The 17,275-nt window shown below is 69.5% G+C and carries 18 protein-coding genes; 6 read left to right on the top strand and 12 right to left on the bottom strand.

Going from position 1 to position 17,275, the window contains the following annotated elements:
• Positions 1 to 246: 246 nt before the first annotated feature.
• Positions 247 to 828, top strand: a complete 582-nt coding sequence (locus A6048_RS17215; protein WP_107747042.1) for an HdeD family acid-resistance protein — start codon at positions 247 to 249, stop codon at positions 826 to 828.
• Between the two features lie 69 nt (positions 829 to 897).
• Here the strand turns inward: A6048_RS17215 and A6048_RS17220 are convergent, their stop codons facing one another.
• From A6048_RS17220 to A6048_RS17230, 3 genes are all read right to left on the bottom strand, one after another.
• Positions 898 to 1,308: a hypothetical protein gene (locus A6048_RS17220; RefSeq protein WP_107747043.1), complete on the bottom strand. Its 411-nt coding sequence runs from the start codon at positions 1,306 to 1,308 to the stop codon at positions 898 to 900.
• Between the two features lie 25 nt (positions 1,309 to 1,333).
• Positions 1,334 to 2,701, bottom strand: coding sequence for an MFS transporter (locus A6048_RS17225; protein WP_107747258.1), 1,368 nt, complete (start codon positions 2,699 to 2,701; stop codon positions 1,334 to 1,336).
• Between the two features lie 127 nt (positions 2,702 to 2,828).
• Positions 2,829 to 3,389, bottom strand: coding sequence for a CPBP family intramembrane glutamic endopeptidase (locus tag A6048_RS17230; protein ID WP_107747044.1), 561 nt, complete (start codon positions 3,387 to 3,389; stop codon positions 2,829 to 2,831).
• 151 nt (positions 3,390 to 3,540) lie between these two features.
• Between A6048_RS17230 and A6048_RS18885 the strand changes: the two genes are divergently transcribed.
• Together A6048_RS18885 and A6048_RS18890 are read left to right on the top strand one after the other, a co-directional pair.
• Entirely contained in the window at positions 3,541 to 4,620 is a 1,080-nt protein-coding gene (locus A6048_RS18885; protein WP_425320801.1) for a glycoside hydrolase family 3 N-terminal domain-containing protein, read from the top strand.
• Positions 4,560 to 5,861 (top strand): glycoside hydrolase family 3 C-terminal domain-containing protein, encoded by a 1,302-nt coding sequence (locus A6048_RS18890; protein WP_425320802.1) that lies wholly within the window; start codon positions 4,560 to 4,562, stop codon positions 5,859 to 5,861. The genes A6048_RS18885 and A6048_RS18890 overlap by 61 nt, the downstream gene beginning before the upstream one ends.
• Before the next feature lies 1 nt (position 5,862).
• On the opposite strand, the gene A6048_RS17240 is transcribed toward A6048_RS18890, so the two are convergent.
• The 7 genes from A6048_RS17240 to A6048_RS17270 all read right to left on the bottom strand — a co-directional run bounded on the left by A6048_RS17240 (position 5,863) and on the right by A6048_RS17270 (position 12,498).
• Entirely contained in the window at positions 5,863 to 6,444 is a 582-nt protein-coding gene (locus A6048_RS17240; RefSeq protein ID WP_107747045.1) for a dihydrofolate reductase family protein, read from the bottom strand.
• 108 nt (positions 6,445 to 6,552) lie between these two features.
• Complete coding sequence (locus A6048_RS17245) at positions 6,553 to 7,125, bottom strand: GNAT family N-acetyltransferase (protein ID WP_107747259.1); 573 nt, start codon at positions 7,123 to 7,125, stop codon at positions 6,553 to 6,555.
• A gap of 165 nt (positions 7,126 to 7,290) precedes the next feature.
• Positions 7,291 to 8,067, bottom strand: a complete 777-nt coding sequence (gene erm, locus A6048_RS17250) for a 23S ribosomal RNA methyltransferase Erm (protein ID WP_107747046.1) — start codon at positions 8,065 to 8,067, stop codon at positions 7,291 to 7,293.
• Positions 8,068 to 8,251: 184 nt separating this feature from the next.
• Positions 8,252 to 8,809, bottom strand: a complete 558-nt coding sequence (locus A6048_RS17255; protein ID WP_159110354.1) for a TetR/AcrR family transcriptional regulator — start codon at positions 8,807 to 8,809, stop codon at positions 8,252 to 8,254.
• A gap of 20 nt (positions 8,810 to 8,829) precedes the next feature.
• Positions 8,830 to 10,182, bottom strand: a complete 1,353-nt coding sequence (locus A6048_RS17260) for a lipase family protein (RefSeq protein ID WP_107747048.1) — start codon at positions 10,180 to 10,182, stop codon at positions 8,830 to 8,832.
• A complete protein-coding gene (locus tag A6048_RS17265; protein WP_107747049.1) occupies positions 10,183 to 11,793 on the bottom strand; it encodes a GMC oxidoreductase in 1,611 nt (536 codons plus the stop codon).
• A 147-nt stretch (positions 11,794 to 11,940) separates the two neighbouring features.
• Positions 11,941 to 12,498 (bottom strand): TetR/AcrR family transcriptional regulator, encoded by a 558-nt coding sequence (locus tag A6048_RS17270; RefSeq protein WP_107747050.1) that lies wholly within the window; start codon positions 12,496 to 12,498, stop codon positions 11,941 to 11,943.
• 154 nt (positions 12,499 to 12,652) lie between these two features.
• Here A6048_RS17270 and A6048_RS17275 point away from each other — a divergent pair, with 154 nt between their 5' ends.
• A complete protein-coding gene (locus A6048_RS17275) occupies positions 12,653 to 13,588 on the top strand; it encodes a hypothetical protein (protein ID WP_244911028.1) in 936 nt (311 codons plus the stop codon).
• Positions 13,589 to 13,676: 88 nt separating this feature from the next.
• Here A6048_RS17275 and A6048_RS17280 read toward each other — a convergent pair whose 3' ends face one another.
• A complete protein-coding gene (locus tag A6048_RS17280; RefSeq protein WP_107747052.1) occupies positions 13,677 to 14,591 on the bottom strand; it encodes a dihydrodipicolinate synthase family protein in 915 nt (304 codons plus the stop codon).
• Between the two features lie 139 nt (positions 14,592 to 14,730).
• On the opposite strand from A6048_RS17280, the gene A6048_RS17285 reads away from it, so the two are divergent.
• Positions 14,731 to 16,269, top strand: coding sequence for an MFS transporter (locus tag A6048_RS17285; protein WP_216695787.1), 1,539 nt, complete (start codon positions 14,731 to 14,733; stop codon positions 16,267 to 16,269).
• 36 nt (positions 16,270 to 16,305) lie between these two features.
• Entirely contained in the window at positions 16,306 to 16,833 is a 528-nt protein-coding gene (locus A6048_RS17290; protein ID WP_107747053.1) for a TetR/AcrR family transcriptional regulator, read from the top strand.
• Here A6048_RS17290 and A6048_RS17295 read toward each other — a convergent pair.
• Positions 16,830 to 17,222 carry a winged helix-turn-helix transcriptional regulator gene (locus A6048_RS17295; protein WP_107747054.1) on the bottom strand — a complete coding sequence of 131 codons (393 nt, stop codon included), beginning with the start codon at positions 17,220 to 17,222 and terminating at the stop codon, positions 16,830 to 16,832. The two genes, A6048_RS17290 and A6048_RS17295, sit on opposite strands and share 4 nt — an antisense overlap.
• Positions 17,223 to 17,275: the final 53 nt, after the last annotated feature.

Here is a 17,275-nt window from a genome sequence, read left to right on the forward strand (position 1 = left end):
AGGTCGGATAACTCGGGGGGACATGAGCGTCGGATCGCGTGCAGTTCTAGTCGTCCGTAGAGACCAAGGGCGATCTCGGCCGAGGGGCCTCCGCCCTGGTGGCCTTCTCCACGAGTTCCACCAGACCGTGGGCGCTACGGGGGAGCTGCTCGACAGAACATGCCCCGCGGGCGGAACGATCGGACTAAATTTATTTCCACTGATCGCGTCCGCGATCGTTCGCCTCTCCCGATCGAGGTTCGCAGAATGTCCACCTCCACCGCCGCCCATTCCACCTCCGCCCACTCCACCGTCGCCCAGGTCTCCAAGGCCTTGCGTCTCGCGTTGATCATCGGTGGCCTCCTCGCCATCGGCTTCGGCATCGCCGTTCTGGTCTGGCCCGCCAAGACCGCCGTCGCGATCACCGGCGTGCTCGCCTTCTACGCCATCATCGCGGGCGTCGTCTACGCCTCCATAGGCTTCCTCGCCAAGAGCCATGGGACGGGTAGTCGGGTCGGCCACGTCCTCCTGGGTCTGCTGTACGTGATCGCCGGCGCCTACGCCTTCGCCTCGCTCGAGCAGTCCGCGGCATTCCTCGCCGTCTTCATCACCGTGATGATCGGCGTCATGTGGATCATCGAGGGGTTCACCGCCCTGTTCACCCTCGGCGAGTCGGGCGCGAAGGGCGTGACGATCGTGTTCGCGATCATCTCGGTCCTCGCGGGCGTCTCCCTGCTGAGCACCCCGGTGTGGGGCGCCGGCTTCCTGTGGTGGCTCCTCGGCATCTCGCTGATCGTGCTGGGGGCGCTGAACGTCTTCCGTGCGATGTCCGCGCGGAACTCACGCTGAGCGGACGCACCGACGCACTCCCGGGGTCGGCGATCGCGGACGCGCGCGCCGACCTCGTCGTCGTCGATCTCACCCGATTTTCTCCGACGCCCCTCGTGGGGTGGTCGGCGAGGTCGGGGTTGCCGGGGTGCACCAGATCACGGCGGCCCCGGTGACGAGGTAGACCACCTGCAGGACGTGGACGCCGCGAATCGAGGCGATCTCCGCGACGATCCACACCACCATGATCCATCCGGACAGGATGCTGGCCGCCTGCCATCCCGCGCTCCGCTTGAGCATCACCGTCGCCGCGAACAACGCGCTACCTCCCACGAGCGCGAGCAGGATCACGCCGGGAAGAAAGAGACTGCTGAAGTCGGTGTGCTCGATCCACGAGGGTTCCTCGGGGATCACACCGGTCATGAGCGCGATGCCCCCGCCGGCTGCCGTGATCCCGTTGAAGAGCAACAACCCGAGAAGGACTTTGCCGACTGCGTTCATACGTCGCATCCTATGGACCCGCGGGTCACGAATACAGAGACTTCTTGCTGGTCTCCGGGGCCAGGACGAGCGAGATGATGGTCAGCACGGACAGCCCCACCAGGTAGTACCCGACGTAGGCCACTGAGTAGTTCTGCACCAGCCACACCGCGACGAACGGCGTCAGTGCGGCGCCGAGGATGGCCGAGAAGTTGTACGCGACTCCCGAGCCGGTGTACCGGGTGTTGGTGGGGAACAACTCCGGGAGCACGGCCGACATGGGTCCGAAGGTCAGGCCCATGAGGATCATGCCGACGCACAAGAAGAGCAGCATGCGGGTCACGTCGAGGTCCTCGCCGGTACCGATCGCCTCGGGGTCCAGCCACCAACCAAAGCTGAGCCCGAAGGCGATGATGGCGAGGGTGACGCCGATGAGCATGCGACGCCGCCCGAGCGCGTCGGCGAGGAGCCCGGCCACCGGCACGAACACCGCGAACAGGATGATCGCGACCACCTGCAGGGTCAGGAACGACCGGTAGCCGTACCCCAGCCCGCCGGTGCCCTCGCCGCCGATCGCGAAGGACAGGATCCACGTGGTCATCAGGTAGAACAGGCCGTAGGTGGCCAGCATGATGAACGTGCCGAGGATGATCTCTCGCCAGTTCTTGCTGAACACCTCCGACACCGGTGTCTTGACGCGCTGATCGTCCGCGATGGCCCGGGCGAACACCGGGGTCTCCTCGATCCGGAGACGGACGTAGAGGCCGACGGCCACCATCACGATCGAGAGCAGGAACGGCAGGCGCCAGCCCCACACCAGGAACGGATCGGACAGGTCGCGGGCCGTGGAGTCGTACGAGAACCAGGTGGTCAGCAGCAGGAAGAGTCCGTTGGCCAGGATGAACCCGAACGGCGCGCCCAGCTGCGGCCACATCGCGGCAAAGGCCCGCTTGCCCGGCTGCGCGGTCTCCGAGGCAAGGAGCGCCGCACCCGACCACTCACCGCCCAGCCCGATTCCCTGGAAGAAGCGCAGGATGGTGAGCATCGCCGGGGCCCACAGCCCGATCTGGTGGATGGTCGGCAGCAGTCCGATGAGGAAGGTCGCGATTCCCATAGTGAGCAGCGCTCCCACGAGCGTGACCTTGCGGCCCAACCGGTCCCCGTAGTGGCCGAAGATCACCGAGCCGAGCGGGCGGGCGACGAACGCGGTCCCGAAGGTCGCCATGGAGGCGAGCAGAGCGGCGCCCGAGTCGCCCCCGTGGAAGAAGAGCAGCGGGAAGACCGACACCGCGGCCGTGGCGAAGATGTAGAAGTCGTAGAACTCGATGGTCGTGCCGATGAGCGAGGCAAAGATGATTCGTCGCCGGGGAACCGTCTCGGTCGGTTCGGTCCAGTCGGCGGGTTCCGCGGCCACGTCGGCCGGTCCGCGGTCGCCGCTCACGGGGTCGGATGATGCGTTCACCGGGGCATCGTACAAAAGCCGGGCATGCCATTACCCCCGTCGCTCGGTGACACGGGCGTCCCCTCACAACCCTGCCGTCTCAGACGGGGAGGAGACCCGCGGCGACTACTCCCGCGGCGAGGTTCGCCAGCGCGTGGACCGCCGCCCCCGGAACGAGGGTTCCCGAGCTGTGCCGCAGCCAGCCGAGCAGCCACCCGGCGGCGAACTGCACCGGGATGAGGGGCCACAGCCTCACATCGACCGCCAGCAGGGCCAGGTGCGGGACGAGGAACACCACGGACTGCAGCAGGTTGCCCCACCCGAAGCCGAGTCGCCGGATGAACACGCCGCCGAGCAGTCCCCGGAAGAAGACCTCCTCGCCGACGGCCCGGAGCACCACGGCGGCGGCGACACCCACGGAGGACATCGCCGCGACCGAGACCCCGGGTTGCTCGAGCACCTCGGCGGGGACCAGGGCCAGCGACAGCCACCCCGCCGCCAGCAGCGGGACGAACAGCACCAACGCCCATCCGTACGCCGCGAGAGAGCCCCGGGACACCCCCGCGAGTCGCATCGCCGCCCCGGCGGAGCGGTCACTGCGGCGGGACTGCACGACCACGTAGATGAGGGTCGGCGCACAGAACAGGACGAACTCGGTCATACCTCTCTGAGCTCTCGACGAGCGTGCGACGTCGATGCGCAGGCCCCGCGGCCCGGCCGACCCTCTACAACTGTGTGCCCGGCAGACATACCGGAATGCTAGCCCTCGCCCCGTGCTACAACTGGACAACGCACCAGGACGGGGTCACCGCATGAGATCAGGCACCGAGTCGTCAGCATCCGCGGCGCCGCCAGTCCCCGTCGGGGACCCCACCGGGGCCGATCAGGCGGTCGCCGACCTCGATCTCGGGCAGCAGGCCGCGCTCGGTAGCGGTGCGTCGTTCTGGCGCACCGAGGAGCACCCGGGGGTGCCCGCGCTGGTCCTCACCGACGGCCCGCACGGGGTGCGGTTCCAGTCCGGCGCATCGGACCATCTCGGTCTCAGTGCGAGCGACCCGGCCACCTGCTTCCCCCCGGCCGCGGGGCTGGCGCAGAGCTGGGACCCCGCCCTGGCCCGCCGGATCGGGTCCACGTTGGCCGCCGAGGCCGTGGCCGCCGGGGTGGGGGTCCTGCTGGGTCCGGGGATCAACATCAAGCGCGACCCGCGGGCCGGCCGCAACTTCGAGTACTTCAGCGAGGACCCGCACCTGACCGGTGTGATGGCCGGGCAGGTGGTCGCGGGCCTCCAGTCGGGCGGCGTCGGGGCGTCGCTCAAGCACTTCGCCGCCAACAACTCCGAGCACGACCGCATGCGGGCGAGCTCCGACGTCGACCCCCGTCCACTGCGCGAGATCTACCTGCGGGCGTTCGAGCGCGTGGTCCGGGACGCCCGGCCGTGGACGGTGATGACGGCCTACAACAAGCTCAACGGTGTCTACGCCACCGAGAACAGGTGGCTGCTCACCGAGCTGCTGCGGGACGAGTGGGGTTTCGACGGAGCGGTCATCAGCGACTGGGGCGCCGTGGTGGACCGGGTGGCCTCGGTGCGTGCCGGGCTCGACCTGCAGATGCCCGGACCCGCCGGACTCGACGACGCCGACGTGGTCCGGGCCGTCGAGGGGGCGAGCTCGACCGGGCCCACGCCCTGCGGGCCGCGACGGCCGTGGCGCGCCTGGCGGTGCGGGCCCGGAACGGGCCACAGGCGGTGCAGTCCGGCGCAGCGCATCGCGCGGCACCGGTTGATCACGACGCCCACCACGACCTCGCGCGGGAGGCGGCGGAGTCCTCGATCGTGCTGCTGGCCAACGACGGCGGCCTCCTTCCCCTCTCACCGGCCACCGGGGTCGCGGTGATCGGCGCCTTCGCCCGCGAACCGCGCTTCCAGGGAGGCGGCAGCTCGCACGTCACCCCCACGCGGGTCGATGTGCCACTGACGGAGATCAGGCGAATAGCCGGGGACGCCCGGGTCACCCATGCCACGGGCGTCGGGAATGGTGACGACGACGAGGACCTGCTCCTCGCCGAGGCGGTGGCCATCGCGTCCGAGGCCGAGGTGGCCGTCCTCATGCTCGGTCTGACCGACGACCAGGAGTCCGAGGGCGTCGACCGGCAGCACATCGATCTGCCGGGAAACCAGCTCCGGCTCCTCGAGGCGGTCGCCGCGGTGCAAGAGCGGATCGTGGTGATCCTGTCGGCCGGATCCGTGGTGGACCTGTCCCCGGTGGTTCCCCACGCGACGGCGATCGTGTCCGGGGCGCTGCTGGGACAGGGCGGAGGCCGGGCGCTCGCGCGGGTGCTCTACGGCCACGCCACCCCGTCCGGACGGCTGGCCGAGACCGTCCCGCTGCGGATCGAGGACGTCCCAAGCTGGGGCAACTTCCCCGCCGAGGACTCACACGTCCGGTACGGGGAGGGCATCTTCGTCGGCTACCGCGGGTACGACCACAGGCGGCGGGAGGTGCGGTTCCCCTTCGGACACGGCCTGTCCTACACGACCTTCGACTACCGATCCCTGACGGTCGTGGCCGGGCACAACGGGTGGACGGCACGGGTCGAGGTCCACAACACCGGGTCGTACCGGGGCCGCGAGGTCGTCCAGATCTACGCCTCGCTGCCGGCCTCGGTGCGCAGGCGGGCGCCACGGGAGCTCGTGGGATTCGGCCATATCGAGCTCGATCCCGGACAGAGCGGACAGCTCGAGGTGGTGATCGAACGCCGGGACCTGGCGTACTGGGACGAGCCCGCCGGGTGCTGGCTGGTGGAGGGTGGCGAGTACGTCTTCGCGGCCGCGGCCTCCAGCCGGGACCTCCGGATCGAGGCCTCCGTGCCGATCGACGGGGACCCGCGCCCGGTCCGGATCGACCTCGACTCCACGATCTCCGAGGCGATGGCGGACCCCGACGCCCGGTTGATCCTCGACGAGGTGTTCCGCCCGCTCGCGGCGAACGCCGGTGAGGCGAGCGGCGCCGTGGGAGCCTCGATCGAGCAGCTGGTGGGCTCGATCCCCGTGGGCCGGATGCTCTCCGGGTTCCTGGGGATGGACCGGGAGTCGGTGGCGGGTATCGCCGAGCAGCTCGCCCGGATCCACCGGTGAGCTAGCTGCTCCGCTCGGCATCTCGACGTCTGTAGTGCAGGAGGGCGGCCCCGTTGTCGAAGACACGGTGTTCCACCAGCTCCAGGTCGAGCTCGGCACCCGGAGGTAGCGCGCGCAGGCCGCCACCCACCACCCTCGGGACGATGAAGAACCTGAACTGGTCGACCATCCCGGCACTGATCGCCTCGCTCGCCGTGGTGGGTCCGAAGATCTCGACCTCACCCTCGGCGTCGTCGACGATCTGCTGAAGCCCGGCGATGTCGAGGCGCGGCAGAAGGCGGTCCCGGTCGGACACGAGGTCCGCCTCGGTCATCGTCGAGGACACCGCGGTGCGCGTCAGGTCCTGCCACAGTCGAGCGAACTCGTGCTCGTCCGGGCTCCAGGATCCGTCCTCGGGTTCGGACTGCCAGTAGGTCATCAACTGGTAGGTGTTCCGCCCGAGGACCTCGTGCGACACCGAGGTCATGCGTTCCACGTGAAACCTGAACAGGTCCCCGCCGGGCGCGGTCCAGTCGAAGTCGCCGTTCGCGTCGGCGGCATAGCCGTCCAGCGAGATGGTCGCGGTGTAGCCCAGCGTCCCCATGGTCGTCCTCCGCTGCTCGCGAGGTGGCGGTAGCGACAAGCCTAACGCCGCGCCGCCAGCAGTCGCGCCCTTTCCCCTGACCGCGCAGCTGGGTGGCGATTGTGGGCGTCAGTCGAGTTGACGACGCATGACGATCCGAGGGAAGCCCCCCGCCACCGACGTCGTGTCGGCGACCTTGACGAATCCCGCCTGCTCGAACAGGGAGCGGAACCCCACGAACGCCATCGTCAGGTTGACCTTCTCCGCACTGTTGTCCACGGGTACCGCCTCGACGGCGGGTGCGCCGTGGTCGCGCGCCAACCCGACCGCACCCTCGACCAGTTCCCGCGCCACTCCCTGACCCCGGTACCCGGGGCGGACCCGAATGCAGAAGATCGACCACACAGGTTGAGCGTCGACGGTCGGCACCACTCGTGATCGCGCGATCGGCAGGTCGCGGCGCGGAGCGACTCCCGCCCACCCCACGGGTTCCGGCCCGAGGTAGGCGAGCACGCCCGGTGCGGTGTCCCGCCCGCACAGGTCGCGGACGTACTCGCCGCGGGCGGGACCCGTCAGCGAGGTGTTGGTCTTGGAGTCCAGTCGGTGGCTGAGGCACCAGCACACCGAGGCGTCCGGGTTCTTCTTCGGCCCCAGGAGAACAGCCACGTCGTCGAACCGGTCAGCCGGCCGCACCTCGATCATCGCCACGCCACCACTGCAGTAGGTGTCATAGGGTCCATCCTTGCCTGAGGTGCCCGGTCGGCGGGCCGGAAGGAGCACACCGCCCCGCACAGCCCCGCACAGCCCCGCGCCGCGGTGACGGGCACCGAGTCGGGGGCTGGGGTCCGGAGCAGATCGGCACCCGCCTCACTTCTGACGCCCCAGTGCCGCGTACAACGCGACCCAGTCCTGCGCGGTGAGATCCCTGGGCAGGGCATCCGGCGCGACGCCCGCCCGGGCGATGACCCCGCGGACTGCAGATCTGCGCCGCGGGTGTACCACGGTGGCCAGGATCGCGGCGATGCCCCGGCCGCGTCCGGTGAAGACGTCGTGAACGAACCGGCGGTAAGCACTACGGTCCTGGTCCGCGAGAAGAGGACGAGGCCTCCGGTACAGGACGAGCAGTGCTCCGTCGACGGTCGGCTCCGGCCGGAAGGCCCGGCGGGGCACCCGGCGATGCAGGGTGAACTCGATCCACGGCCACCACTGCGCGGTCATCATGGTCGCGCCCCCGACGCCTGCTCGTCGACGCGCGACCTCCCACTGGACCAGCAGGACGGCCGTCGTCGTGGACGGGGAGTGGAGCAGTTTGCGCAGGATCGAGGTGGTGAGGTGGAACGGGAGGTTGCCCACCACCACATGGGGAGTAGTCGGCAACGGCCACTGCACGAAGTCCGCGTGGACCAGCTCAACGTCTGTAGCGAGCGAACCCTGGAGATGCTCGACTGTCCGGGAATCGATCTCCACCGCCGTCAGTGGGCGATCCAGGGACTGCAACGGGGTGGTCAGTGCACCCCTCCCGGGCCCGATCTCGATGATCGGCCCCGAGGTCTCGTCGACGATGTCGATGATCTCGTCGATGACCGTGGTGTCGGTGAGGAAGTTCTGGCCGTGCTCGTGCCGGCCGCCCCGATAGGTGGGCATGTGTAGACGCTCCGAATGAAGAGAGTGCGCCCGGGCATGCAGAAGCGCCGCCCGGCTGGACCGCGGAGCGGCGGAAGCGTCCTACAGGAGGGAATCCGCCGCTAGAAGCGACGGTCCCGAATCAATGAGGTGATGCACGCCATGACGAGGAGTGTAACGGACCCCTGGGGCATGTTCCCCGTCGTCACTCCCGGCGCGGCGGGTCCACAACCGGTGCCATCCAGCCTGAGATGAACGCGCGCAGCTCGGCGTCGGGACGGGAGGCAGGGTCATCAAGGCAGAGCACCGACCAGCCCACGTGCACGGCGATGTCGGCCAGGTTCTCGACCCGGCCCTCGAGTTCGGGGAAGCGGGCGACGGCGGGAGAGAGCAGTGCCACCGCGTAGTCGTGTGCGCGGCGAGCTGCTCCCGGATCGAAGATCGGGTTGGCCGTTCCGGAGAGCGTGAGTTCCCGGAGCAACGGATCGCCGAGGACGTGGTGACGCGCCTGGATCATCATCTCGACGAACAGTCCCAGTGGCGTTTCGGTCGACTCCATGAGTTCGGCGAACGCCCCGGTCAGCGAGGTGAGCCGGTCGGAAACCGCCTGCGACACCAGCTCCTCCCGCGTACCGAAGATCGAATGGACGGTCTGACGACTCACTCCCGCACGCCTGGCCACTCCGGCGACGTTCACGGCGGTGAAGCCCGACTCCCCGATCACGGCTCGGGTGGCCTCGAGGATGATCTCCCGGGATCGCACCCGACCATTATCTGCCAGCGTCACGCGACGCTGCAGCCGAACCTCCCCCCGCCGTCAAGAGTGGAGATCAGCCAGGGGGTCACCTCGTCGTGGATCATCGTGTCGTGGATGAGCGGGCCGAAGTGGTCCGGGAGCGTCCAGCCGGGCGCCAGGGCGGGCACTGGGGTGGAGCGGAACGTCACGTCGCCGCCGGCAGCGCACCAGTCGTCGGCGAGGGCGCGGGCCTGGCCGTAGGGAACGGTGTCGTCGTTCGGTGAGGACGTGATGAGTACCGGCGCGGTGGGGGTCAGCCGGCCGAGCTTCTGGTCGTCGAGCACCGCTTGCGCCGAGGGGTCGCCGGCGATCCACTGGTCAAGGCTGCGCCCGTCAACGGTGAGGTCGGAGGTCCGCAGAAAGGGACTCGAGAATATGACGTCTGCGATGCACTTGGTCTCCAGCGAGGCCAAGGTGGCGCGACCGTGATCGGAGAGGGCGGCGCCGACGAGTGTGCGCAGCTCAGGGTAGCGATCGACCATCCCGTTGACGGACCATCCGATCACTCCGCCGATCAGGGTTCCGTCGATCTGCCGTAGTACCTGTTGGAGGTCGGCCACCGGCGCCCCCGCCCAGGCGCCGCGCAGGTCGAGTTCGGGCGCGTAGGTGGGATGTAGTTCCGCGGCCGCGGCGGTGGCGCCGCCGCCCTGTGAATAGCCCGCCAGAAGTAGAGGCGAGCTGGCACCTGCGAGGGCGCGGGCGGCGCGAGCAGCATCGAGCACGGCACGACCGGTTTCGACCCGGTCGACGTAGCTGTGGATTCGGGGGGTGCCCAGGCCGATGTAGTCGGTCACCACCACGCGCGCTCCCATCGCGTGCCATTTCGCGGCCGAGACGAGTTCCTGGTTCGCGGAGAGGAACGGGTCGGGATCAACTCCCGCCCACAGCCCACTGGGCACGGCGAGCGAGATGGCGCAGTGGTTGCCCTGGCCGGTGGTGCCCGGGGCGATGACGACGGTCGGCCGTTCGCCTGGCCCTCGCCACGGCCCTGATTCCTCGATCACCATTGCAGTGACAACGGCGGGGGCGTCGTGGACATCGCGGGAGGTGAACATCATCCGCGTCGCCGCAGCGGGCCAGGCGCCGTCCGCCCCGGGAAGAGTGGCCGGGATGGTGACGGACTGGGTACGGACCACCGCGCCGGGCTGCGCCGGTAGGTCGGCCGGCGGCTCGTAGAACGGATCGGCGACCATGTCGGACGTGTGCGCGTGGGTGTCCGCGGAACCGAGCGGGTCGGCGTGCGCGACGGGCGAAATCCCGAGCCCGACGACGACGAGGGCAGCAGTGGCGGTGGCGAAGGCTCTGAGTCGACGCATGTCGGCCTTTCTCTGGGTTCGCATCTAGAAGAGGTGGCCGACGTCGTGCCTGACGATCCTGTCGAGTGCGCGTTCGGCGATGGCGGCGATGGTGAGCGACGGGTTGCAGGCGGCCGTAGTGCCGGGGATGAGGGCACCGTCGATCACGTACAGGCCCCGCTGGCCCATCACGCGTCCCTCCAGGTCGCAGACCTGGTTCATGGCGGCTCCGCCGAGGGGGTGCCAGGTGGAGTTGAGGATCTCATTGGTGTCGGTGAGGTGACCGGACTCTCCCACGATCGCCCGCGCGGTACGCGAGATGTGCTGGTGGACGATGTGACCGTCACCTCCGGCGGGCCACCGGATGACTCCGCGGTCCTGGGCGGGGTCGTACACGATCCGGCCCCGGTCGGCGCTCACGCCGTACCCCACCAACACAGTGCTGTGGATCGGCACCCCGACGGAGGGCAGCGAGGCCTGGATGACGGTGTGAGCCGAGGCCGGGTCCTGCCAGTTGAGGCTGCCGTAGACCACAGGACCTCCCTGCACTGCCGGGAACCCGGCAGCCGGATCGGTCCAGATGTAGATCCGATCGGCGTTGGTGCCCCACCCCTCGCCGATCGCGTCGGGCAGGTCGGTCACCGCACCGTCCGCCTCGGCCCGGCCGAGGAGGGTGGTGGTGTTGACGGACCCGGCGGCGAGGATCAGCGCCGGTGCACGCAGGGTGAGCGTCCTCAGGAGGTTTCCGCCGACGTCGAGTACGTTCACGTCGAGTTCCCAGGAGCCGTCCGGTGCGCGGCGCATCGCCCGGACATCGTGCAGCGGCCGCACGTCGACCAGTCCGGTCGCCTCCGCCTGAGCGAGGTAGGTGACATCGACCGAGTTCTTGCCCCCGTTGTTGACGCCCAGGGAGCTGTCACCGTTGGTGAACGACGGCCTCATCTCACCCCGCAGTTCGGCCAGGGCATAGTCCCAGTCGATCGGCATGGGGATCTTGCTGACCGGCAGGCCGGAGTCCCGGGCTCGCTGGGCGAAATGCCGTGAGGCCGCGTACTGGGGTGACTCGATGAGTTGGTCGGGTGCCTCGGCGAGCCGGAGCATCCGGGCAACGCGGGGGAAGTACTCCCGGTCCATCTCGGGCCAGTCGATCGCGCTGGGAAACCAGTCGGAGAAGAGCTCCTCGGTGGGCTGAAGCGACATGCCCTGATAGATCAGTGATCCGCCTCCCACCCCGGTGGGCAGGACCGCCGTCATGTTCTCACCCACCGAGGCTTCGAGGAGTCCGGTGTAGCGAGGCAGATCGACCGGGCGACCGAACACCTCCGCGGCGCCGCCGAACCAGAGCGCGCGCTCATCCGGGGAGGTCGCACTGGGGAAGGTGTCGGAGTTCGGACCGGCCGGCCAGCGCCGTCCACGTTCGAGTACCACGACGGGTACCCCTGCCTGGGCCAGTCGCAGGGCGGAGACGCCGCCGCCGAACCCGCTGCCCACCACCAGGACGCGGTGCTCCTCGACCTCGTGGGGAATCCGTCCGGTGGCGGACGCGACGTCCGTGGCGTCGTCGGCCCGGGCCGCCGCGGAGTGCACGGTCGCCGCCGCGGTGATGCCGGCCGCGGCCACCGAGCCGAGGAAGCCCCGGCGGGAGATCTGCTGCATTCGATCCTCGGTCCCTCTTCAGTAGTGACGGGCGCCACTCACCCCGGGTGAAACTAGACAGTTCTTTCAAACCTGTCAAGATTCGTCGACAGGAGCGATCCGCGCGACACCGGCCAGAATGCGTTGGGCCGAGCAGCGCGTCGCCCGTCAGGCGAGAGCGCGGGCCTGGGCGACGATCGCGGCCCGGCGGGACTCGCGAGTCGACGCCGGCGAGATGAGCCTGGCGAGGTGCGGAAGGCAACCGTCCGCCGTGGTGATGGCGACGAGACTCAGCAGGAGCTCGGCGGAATACTCCCGGTCACGGCCCGGCAGCGCCCTGGTGAGTTGCCCGACCATCGAGGCGCAGCCGGACGCACGGGCCTCAGCCGATACCGGGTCGTCGAGTTCCAGGCCCTCCCAGGCCAACAGGCGGGCGAGTTGCGGATCCTGCGCGGCGCGGTCGTGGAGGTCGCCGGCGAGACGGCCCAGCGCATCCGCCCCCTCCCCCACGATGACGATGCCGTTGAGCAGGCGCTCGACCTCGGCGGCGAGCACCGCGCCGAAGAGCCCGGCCTTGTCGCCGAAGTACTGGTAGATGCGCTCCTTGTTGACACCGGCCGCACGGGCGATCGCGTCGACGCGCGAGCCCGCCAGGCCCAGAGCGGCAAACTGCCCGGTCGCAGCCTCGAGGAGTTTGCGTCGCGTCGCTTCGGTGTCCCATGCCATGCCCAGATGGTAATCCAACTGTTCGGTTGCTTCTGCTATCGTCGATCTCCAACCAAACATTTGGAGTTCCTGTGCTCACCCTTCTCCCGATCTCTGCAGGCTTTCGCCACCTCGCTCGGCGCAACACGACCACGGCCCGCCGATGAGGGCGCTGGTGCTCGGCGCGCGAGGCGCGGTCGGATCGGCCGCCTCAGCCGCACTGCGCGGTCGGGGGCACGAGGTGATCGGTGCGGGACGGCGAGCGCCCGACGACGGCGTGAGCATCGATGCGACGACGGCGGCGGGACTGACACGACTCGCGGATGAGGCGCGGCGTGCGGACGTCGTGCTCGACGCGAGCGGCCTGGAGCTCGCCGTCGTGCAGGCCGCGGTCGGCTCCACACCACTCGTGGACGTCTCGGCCACCGCCGCACACCTTGAGCAGCTGGCGACAGGAGTGCCGGACGGCGGCGCCGCCCTGCTCGGGGCGGGGATTGCGCCGGGCCTGAGCACCGTGTTGATCCGGGCGCTGGACCCCGCACCCGGTGACGAGATTGACCTGGCCGTGGTGCTCGGGACGGGCGAGGCGCACGGCGCTGCGGCTGTGGACTGGACTGTGCGACTGGCGGGCGCCACGCTGTACGCGGCGCCGGAGCCTCATCCGATCGTGAATTTCCGTACGCGTCGACGGCTACAGCTGCCCGGGGCGACGCCGCGCACCCACCTGCGGGCGGACTTTCCCGATGATCTGCTGATCGGGCGCCCCTCGGGCGTCGACGTACGTAGTTGGCTCGCGATGGACAGCCGCGTGGCGACCGCCGCGCTCGGCCTCGTGGGCGCGCTGCCCGCGCTCGCCCCGCTGCTGCGCAGCGCGCCTCACCTCGGCGGCCACGCATGGAGCGTGAGTGCGATCCACCGCGGCTCCGGACGGGCGCTCGCCGCCACCGGCGTTGGGCAGTCCGACGCGACCGGTCGGCTCGCCGCCCTCGCGGCGGAACGCCTCGTCACACTCGGGTTGCGCGGCCCCGTGACGATGGCGGACGCGGTGGGCGCGGACGAGCTGGAGCTCGCGGGCGGGCTGCGGTTGCACTGGCAGGAGGCGTCACGCTGACGTCGTCGGAAACGATCCGACTCAACGCAGCGACGCGGGCGGGGAGTATGGCGATGCGACCACTCACCGTGGAGGCCACGAGTTCACATCACGGTGCGTGGGTCCGCCGGTCGACAGCTACAGTCGCGGCGATCCGTGGCAGCAGCGCCCGGAGCTCGGCCACCGCCGCCTCGGCCAGCGGACGAACGGGACGGCGCACGGCGACCGTGTCCGTCAGGCCGAGGAGAACTGCGAGGTGTGCGACCACCCGGTAGCTCCCGTACCGGGCACACAGCTCCCACAACGGCGCCAATTGCGTAGCGATCGCGTCGACTTCCGCGCGATCACCGCGCTGCGCCGCGAGAGTCAGGGCCACCGCAGGCTCAGGCAGCGTGCCGCCGATGACGGAATACCAGACGTCAGCGCCACCGAGCAGTGCGTCACCGGCGAAGGCGTCACCACTGACTCCCAGCGTCACGTCATCGGGCACTGCCTTCCGGAGGGCGCCCAGCCGATCGGTGAACGCCGGCACCGGAGCGCCGGGCAGCTTGATGGATCGCACCTGCGGCAGCGCGGCGATGCGCTCGTGCATCGAGTCGGTGAACGCGACGTGCGTCGTGCCCGGGTTGTCGTACACGCAGATCGGCACCGAGGACCGGGCGGCGACGTCCTCGAAGAACGCCACCACCTCCTCGTCGGTCAGGGGTTGATACGTCATCACCGACACCAGCAGGCCTGACGCGCCCGCCGACTGCGCGGCGTCGACGTTCCGGATCACGTCGGACAACGTGAGCGCGCCGACCCCGATGATCACCGGCACGTCGCCCGCGGCCGAGATGGCCGCCCGCGCCGCCTGCGCCCGTTCTGCCGTGGAGAGATAGGGGTAGGACCCGGTGGAACCGAGCGCCCCGATCGACTCGACGCCCGCCCCCACGAGCCGCTCCACGATGCGGGACAACCCGCCGGAGTCGACGCCGGCGTCGCTGAGTGGGGTGACAGGGAACGCGCTCAAGCCGGTGAACATGGCTCCACGATATTCCCGCGATGCTGGTGGGCCGGTGCCCTGCCCGCCGTCGTGACCCTGTTCGGGGTACATGGTGTCTGTGGTGGTCAACGGGCGGCGCGATTCCCAAACTATACCGACCGTACGGTACAGTTTGCCGGTGCACTCCACTACCACCCCGACGACACCGGGCACCGTTCTGTCCCCCTGGCAGCGGTGGACCGTTCTGGGCATCGTCTCCTCCGCCCTCCTGCTCATCGCCTTGGACAACACAATCCTGTACACGGCGTTGCCGACGCTGACCCGTGAACTGGGGGCCAGCAGCTCGCAGCAGCTCTGGATGATCAACGCGTACCCGCTGCTGATGACGGGGCTCCTGCTGGGCTCGGGGTCACTGGGGGACCGTTTCGGGCACAAGCGCGTCTTCCAGGTGGGACTCCTGATCTTCGGCGCAGCCTCGTTGACGGCGGCCTTCGCGCCCACCTCGGAGGTGCTGATCCTCGCTCGCGCCCTTCTCGGCGTCGGCGCCGCCACCATGATGCCCGCGACCCTCGCATTGATCCGCCTCAGCTTCTCTGCCGAGCGGGAGCGCAACGTCGCCATGGGCATCTGGGCCGCCACCGCCACCGTGGGCATGGCGCTGGGCCCCATCGTCTCCGGCGTGCTTCTGGAGCACTACTGGTGGGGATCGGTCTTTCTCATCAACGTTCCGATCGTGGTGCTCGCCAGCGCACTGATGCTCGTCGTGGGGCCGCCGAACATCACCAACCCTGCCCGACGCTGGGACGCCATCTCATCGGCGCAGGCCCTGGTCGGCATGGCCGCGGCAGTGCTGGCCATCAAGACCTGGGCGGAGGTGGACGCCAACCGGATCATGGCGGCAGCCGCCACGGTGGTCGCCGTGGTCACGCTCACCATCTTCGCCAGGCGACAGCAGCGACTGGTCACCTACACCGAGCCGCTGGTGGACTTCTCCATCTTCCGCAACCGCGGCTTCAGCGGGGGCGTGGTGGCCGCAGGGGTCAGCGTTTTTGCCATCGTGGGTCTGCAGCTGATCATCACCCAGCGCTACCAGCTGGTCGAGGGGTTCAGCCCCCTACAGAGTGGCCTGGTGGTCAGCGCCCTCGCGGTGGCCTCGCTCCCCTTCGCGCTCTTCGCCGGCGCCATGCTGCACCGCGTCGGACTGCTGGTCCTCATCGGCGGCGGGATCATCGCAGCAGCCATCGGCTCCGTCGTCACCGTCATTGCCGCCACTCAGGACTCACTGGTGCTGCTGGTGGTCGGCATGGTTGTGGTCGGCGCCGGACTCGGCGCGTCGATGTCCGCGGCTCCGGCCGCCATCATGGGCAACGTACCGCCGCGCCGTGCGGGCATGGCCGCATCCTTGGAGGAGGTGTCCTACGAGTTCGGCGGACTGGTCGGCGTCGCCACCATGGGGTCGCTCTTGACGCTGGTCTACTCGCGCGCCGTCCAGCTGCCGGAAGGCGCCCAGCAGTGGGCGGGGCAGGCGCCCGCAGCAGCGCTGACGTCCGGAGACCCGCAGGTGGTGGCCGCCGCCGCGGAGTCGTTTGATGCGGCGTTCCTGGCTGTACTGACGGCGGTGGCGGCCGTGATGGTGATCGGCGGCGTGGTGTCGACGGTGCTGCTGCGGCGCTACACGCCGGGCACGCAGTCACAGTTGTACCCGAACAACCACTGATCCGCCGCACTCCAGACACCGAGAGCAGGTCTCCACATGCGACAGTCCAAGCGCGACGACATCCTCGACGCGGCACAGCGGCTCATCCAGCGCGACGGCGTCACGGCCCTGACGTTCGAGTCCCTCGCTACCGAGTCCGGCCTCACCAAGGGTGGCCTGCTGTACCACTTCCCGTCGCGGGACGAGCTGCTGCGCGGACTGCACCAGCACGTGGCAGGCCGGTGGGAACAGTGCATGGAGTCCGAGGCCGGAGGGCCGGCCGGGGAGGTCGACGACGACGCACGGTTCGCGGCCTTTGTTCGCTCGTCCCAGTTCCCGGACCGCGCGGAGCTACTGCTGATGCTGGAAGCCTCGGAGAACCCGGTCACCAGTGCGGTCTGGGACGGCGTCTACTCCCGGTGGGTCCCGGACGCCCCCACAGTCGACGACGACGAGGTATTGACCTTCATCGCACGGCTCGCCGCGGACGGGTTGTGGCTGTACGAATCACTGAACTCGCAGAAGCTGGACCCGGCGGTGCGGGAGCGCGTGGTCCGGGAGATCGTGAACCTGGCTCCACGCTAGTCGGCGAGGCGAGTGGCGGCGGGCGCCGAACCGAGTGCTCTGTTCGAGACGAAGATCATCAGGTCGACGAGTCGCTCGGTGAGCTCGACGCCGTCCGGAGTGAGCGAGTACTCGACGTGGGGCGGCACGACCGGCCTGGCATCCCGGTGGACGTATCCGTCTGCCTCGAGGGTGCGGAGGGTCTGGGACAGCATCTTGTCCGTGATACCGGAGGCCCGGTGGCGCAGCTCGTTCCAGCGCAGCGGCTCGCCGTCGGAGAGCGCGGCCAGCAGCAACGGCGCCCACCTGCTGGTCACCCGGGTCAGCGCCTCACGGGTCGGGCAGTTCTCGGTATAGACGCCCTCGCCGAAGGCTGCGGCCAGCCGGAGTGACGTCGCACTAACTCTCATACCAGTACCTTACTTCAAGGTGGGTACACGCGATCGGAAACAGTTCGGCGCAA

It is taken from the genome of Dietzia psychralcaliphila, from assembly GCF_003096095.1.
Taxonomy (GTDB): Bacteria; Actinomycetota; Actinomycetes; order Mycobacteriales; family Mycobacteriaceae; genus Dietzia; species Dietzia psychralcaliphila.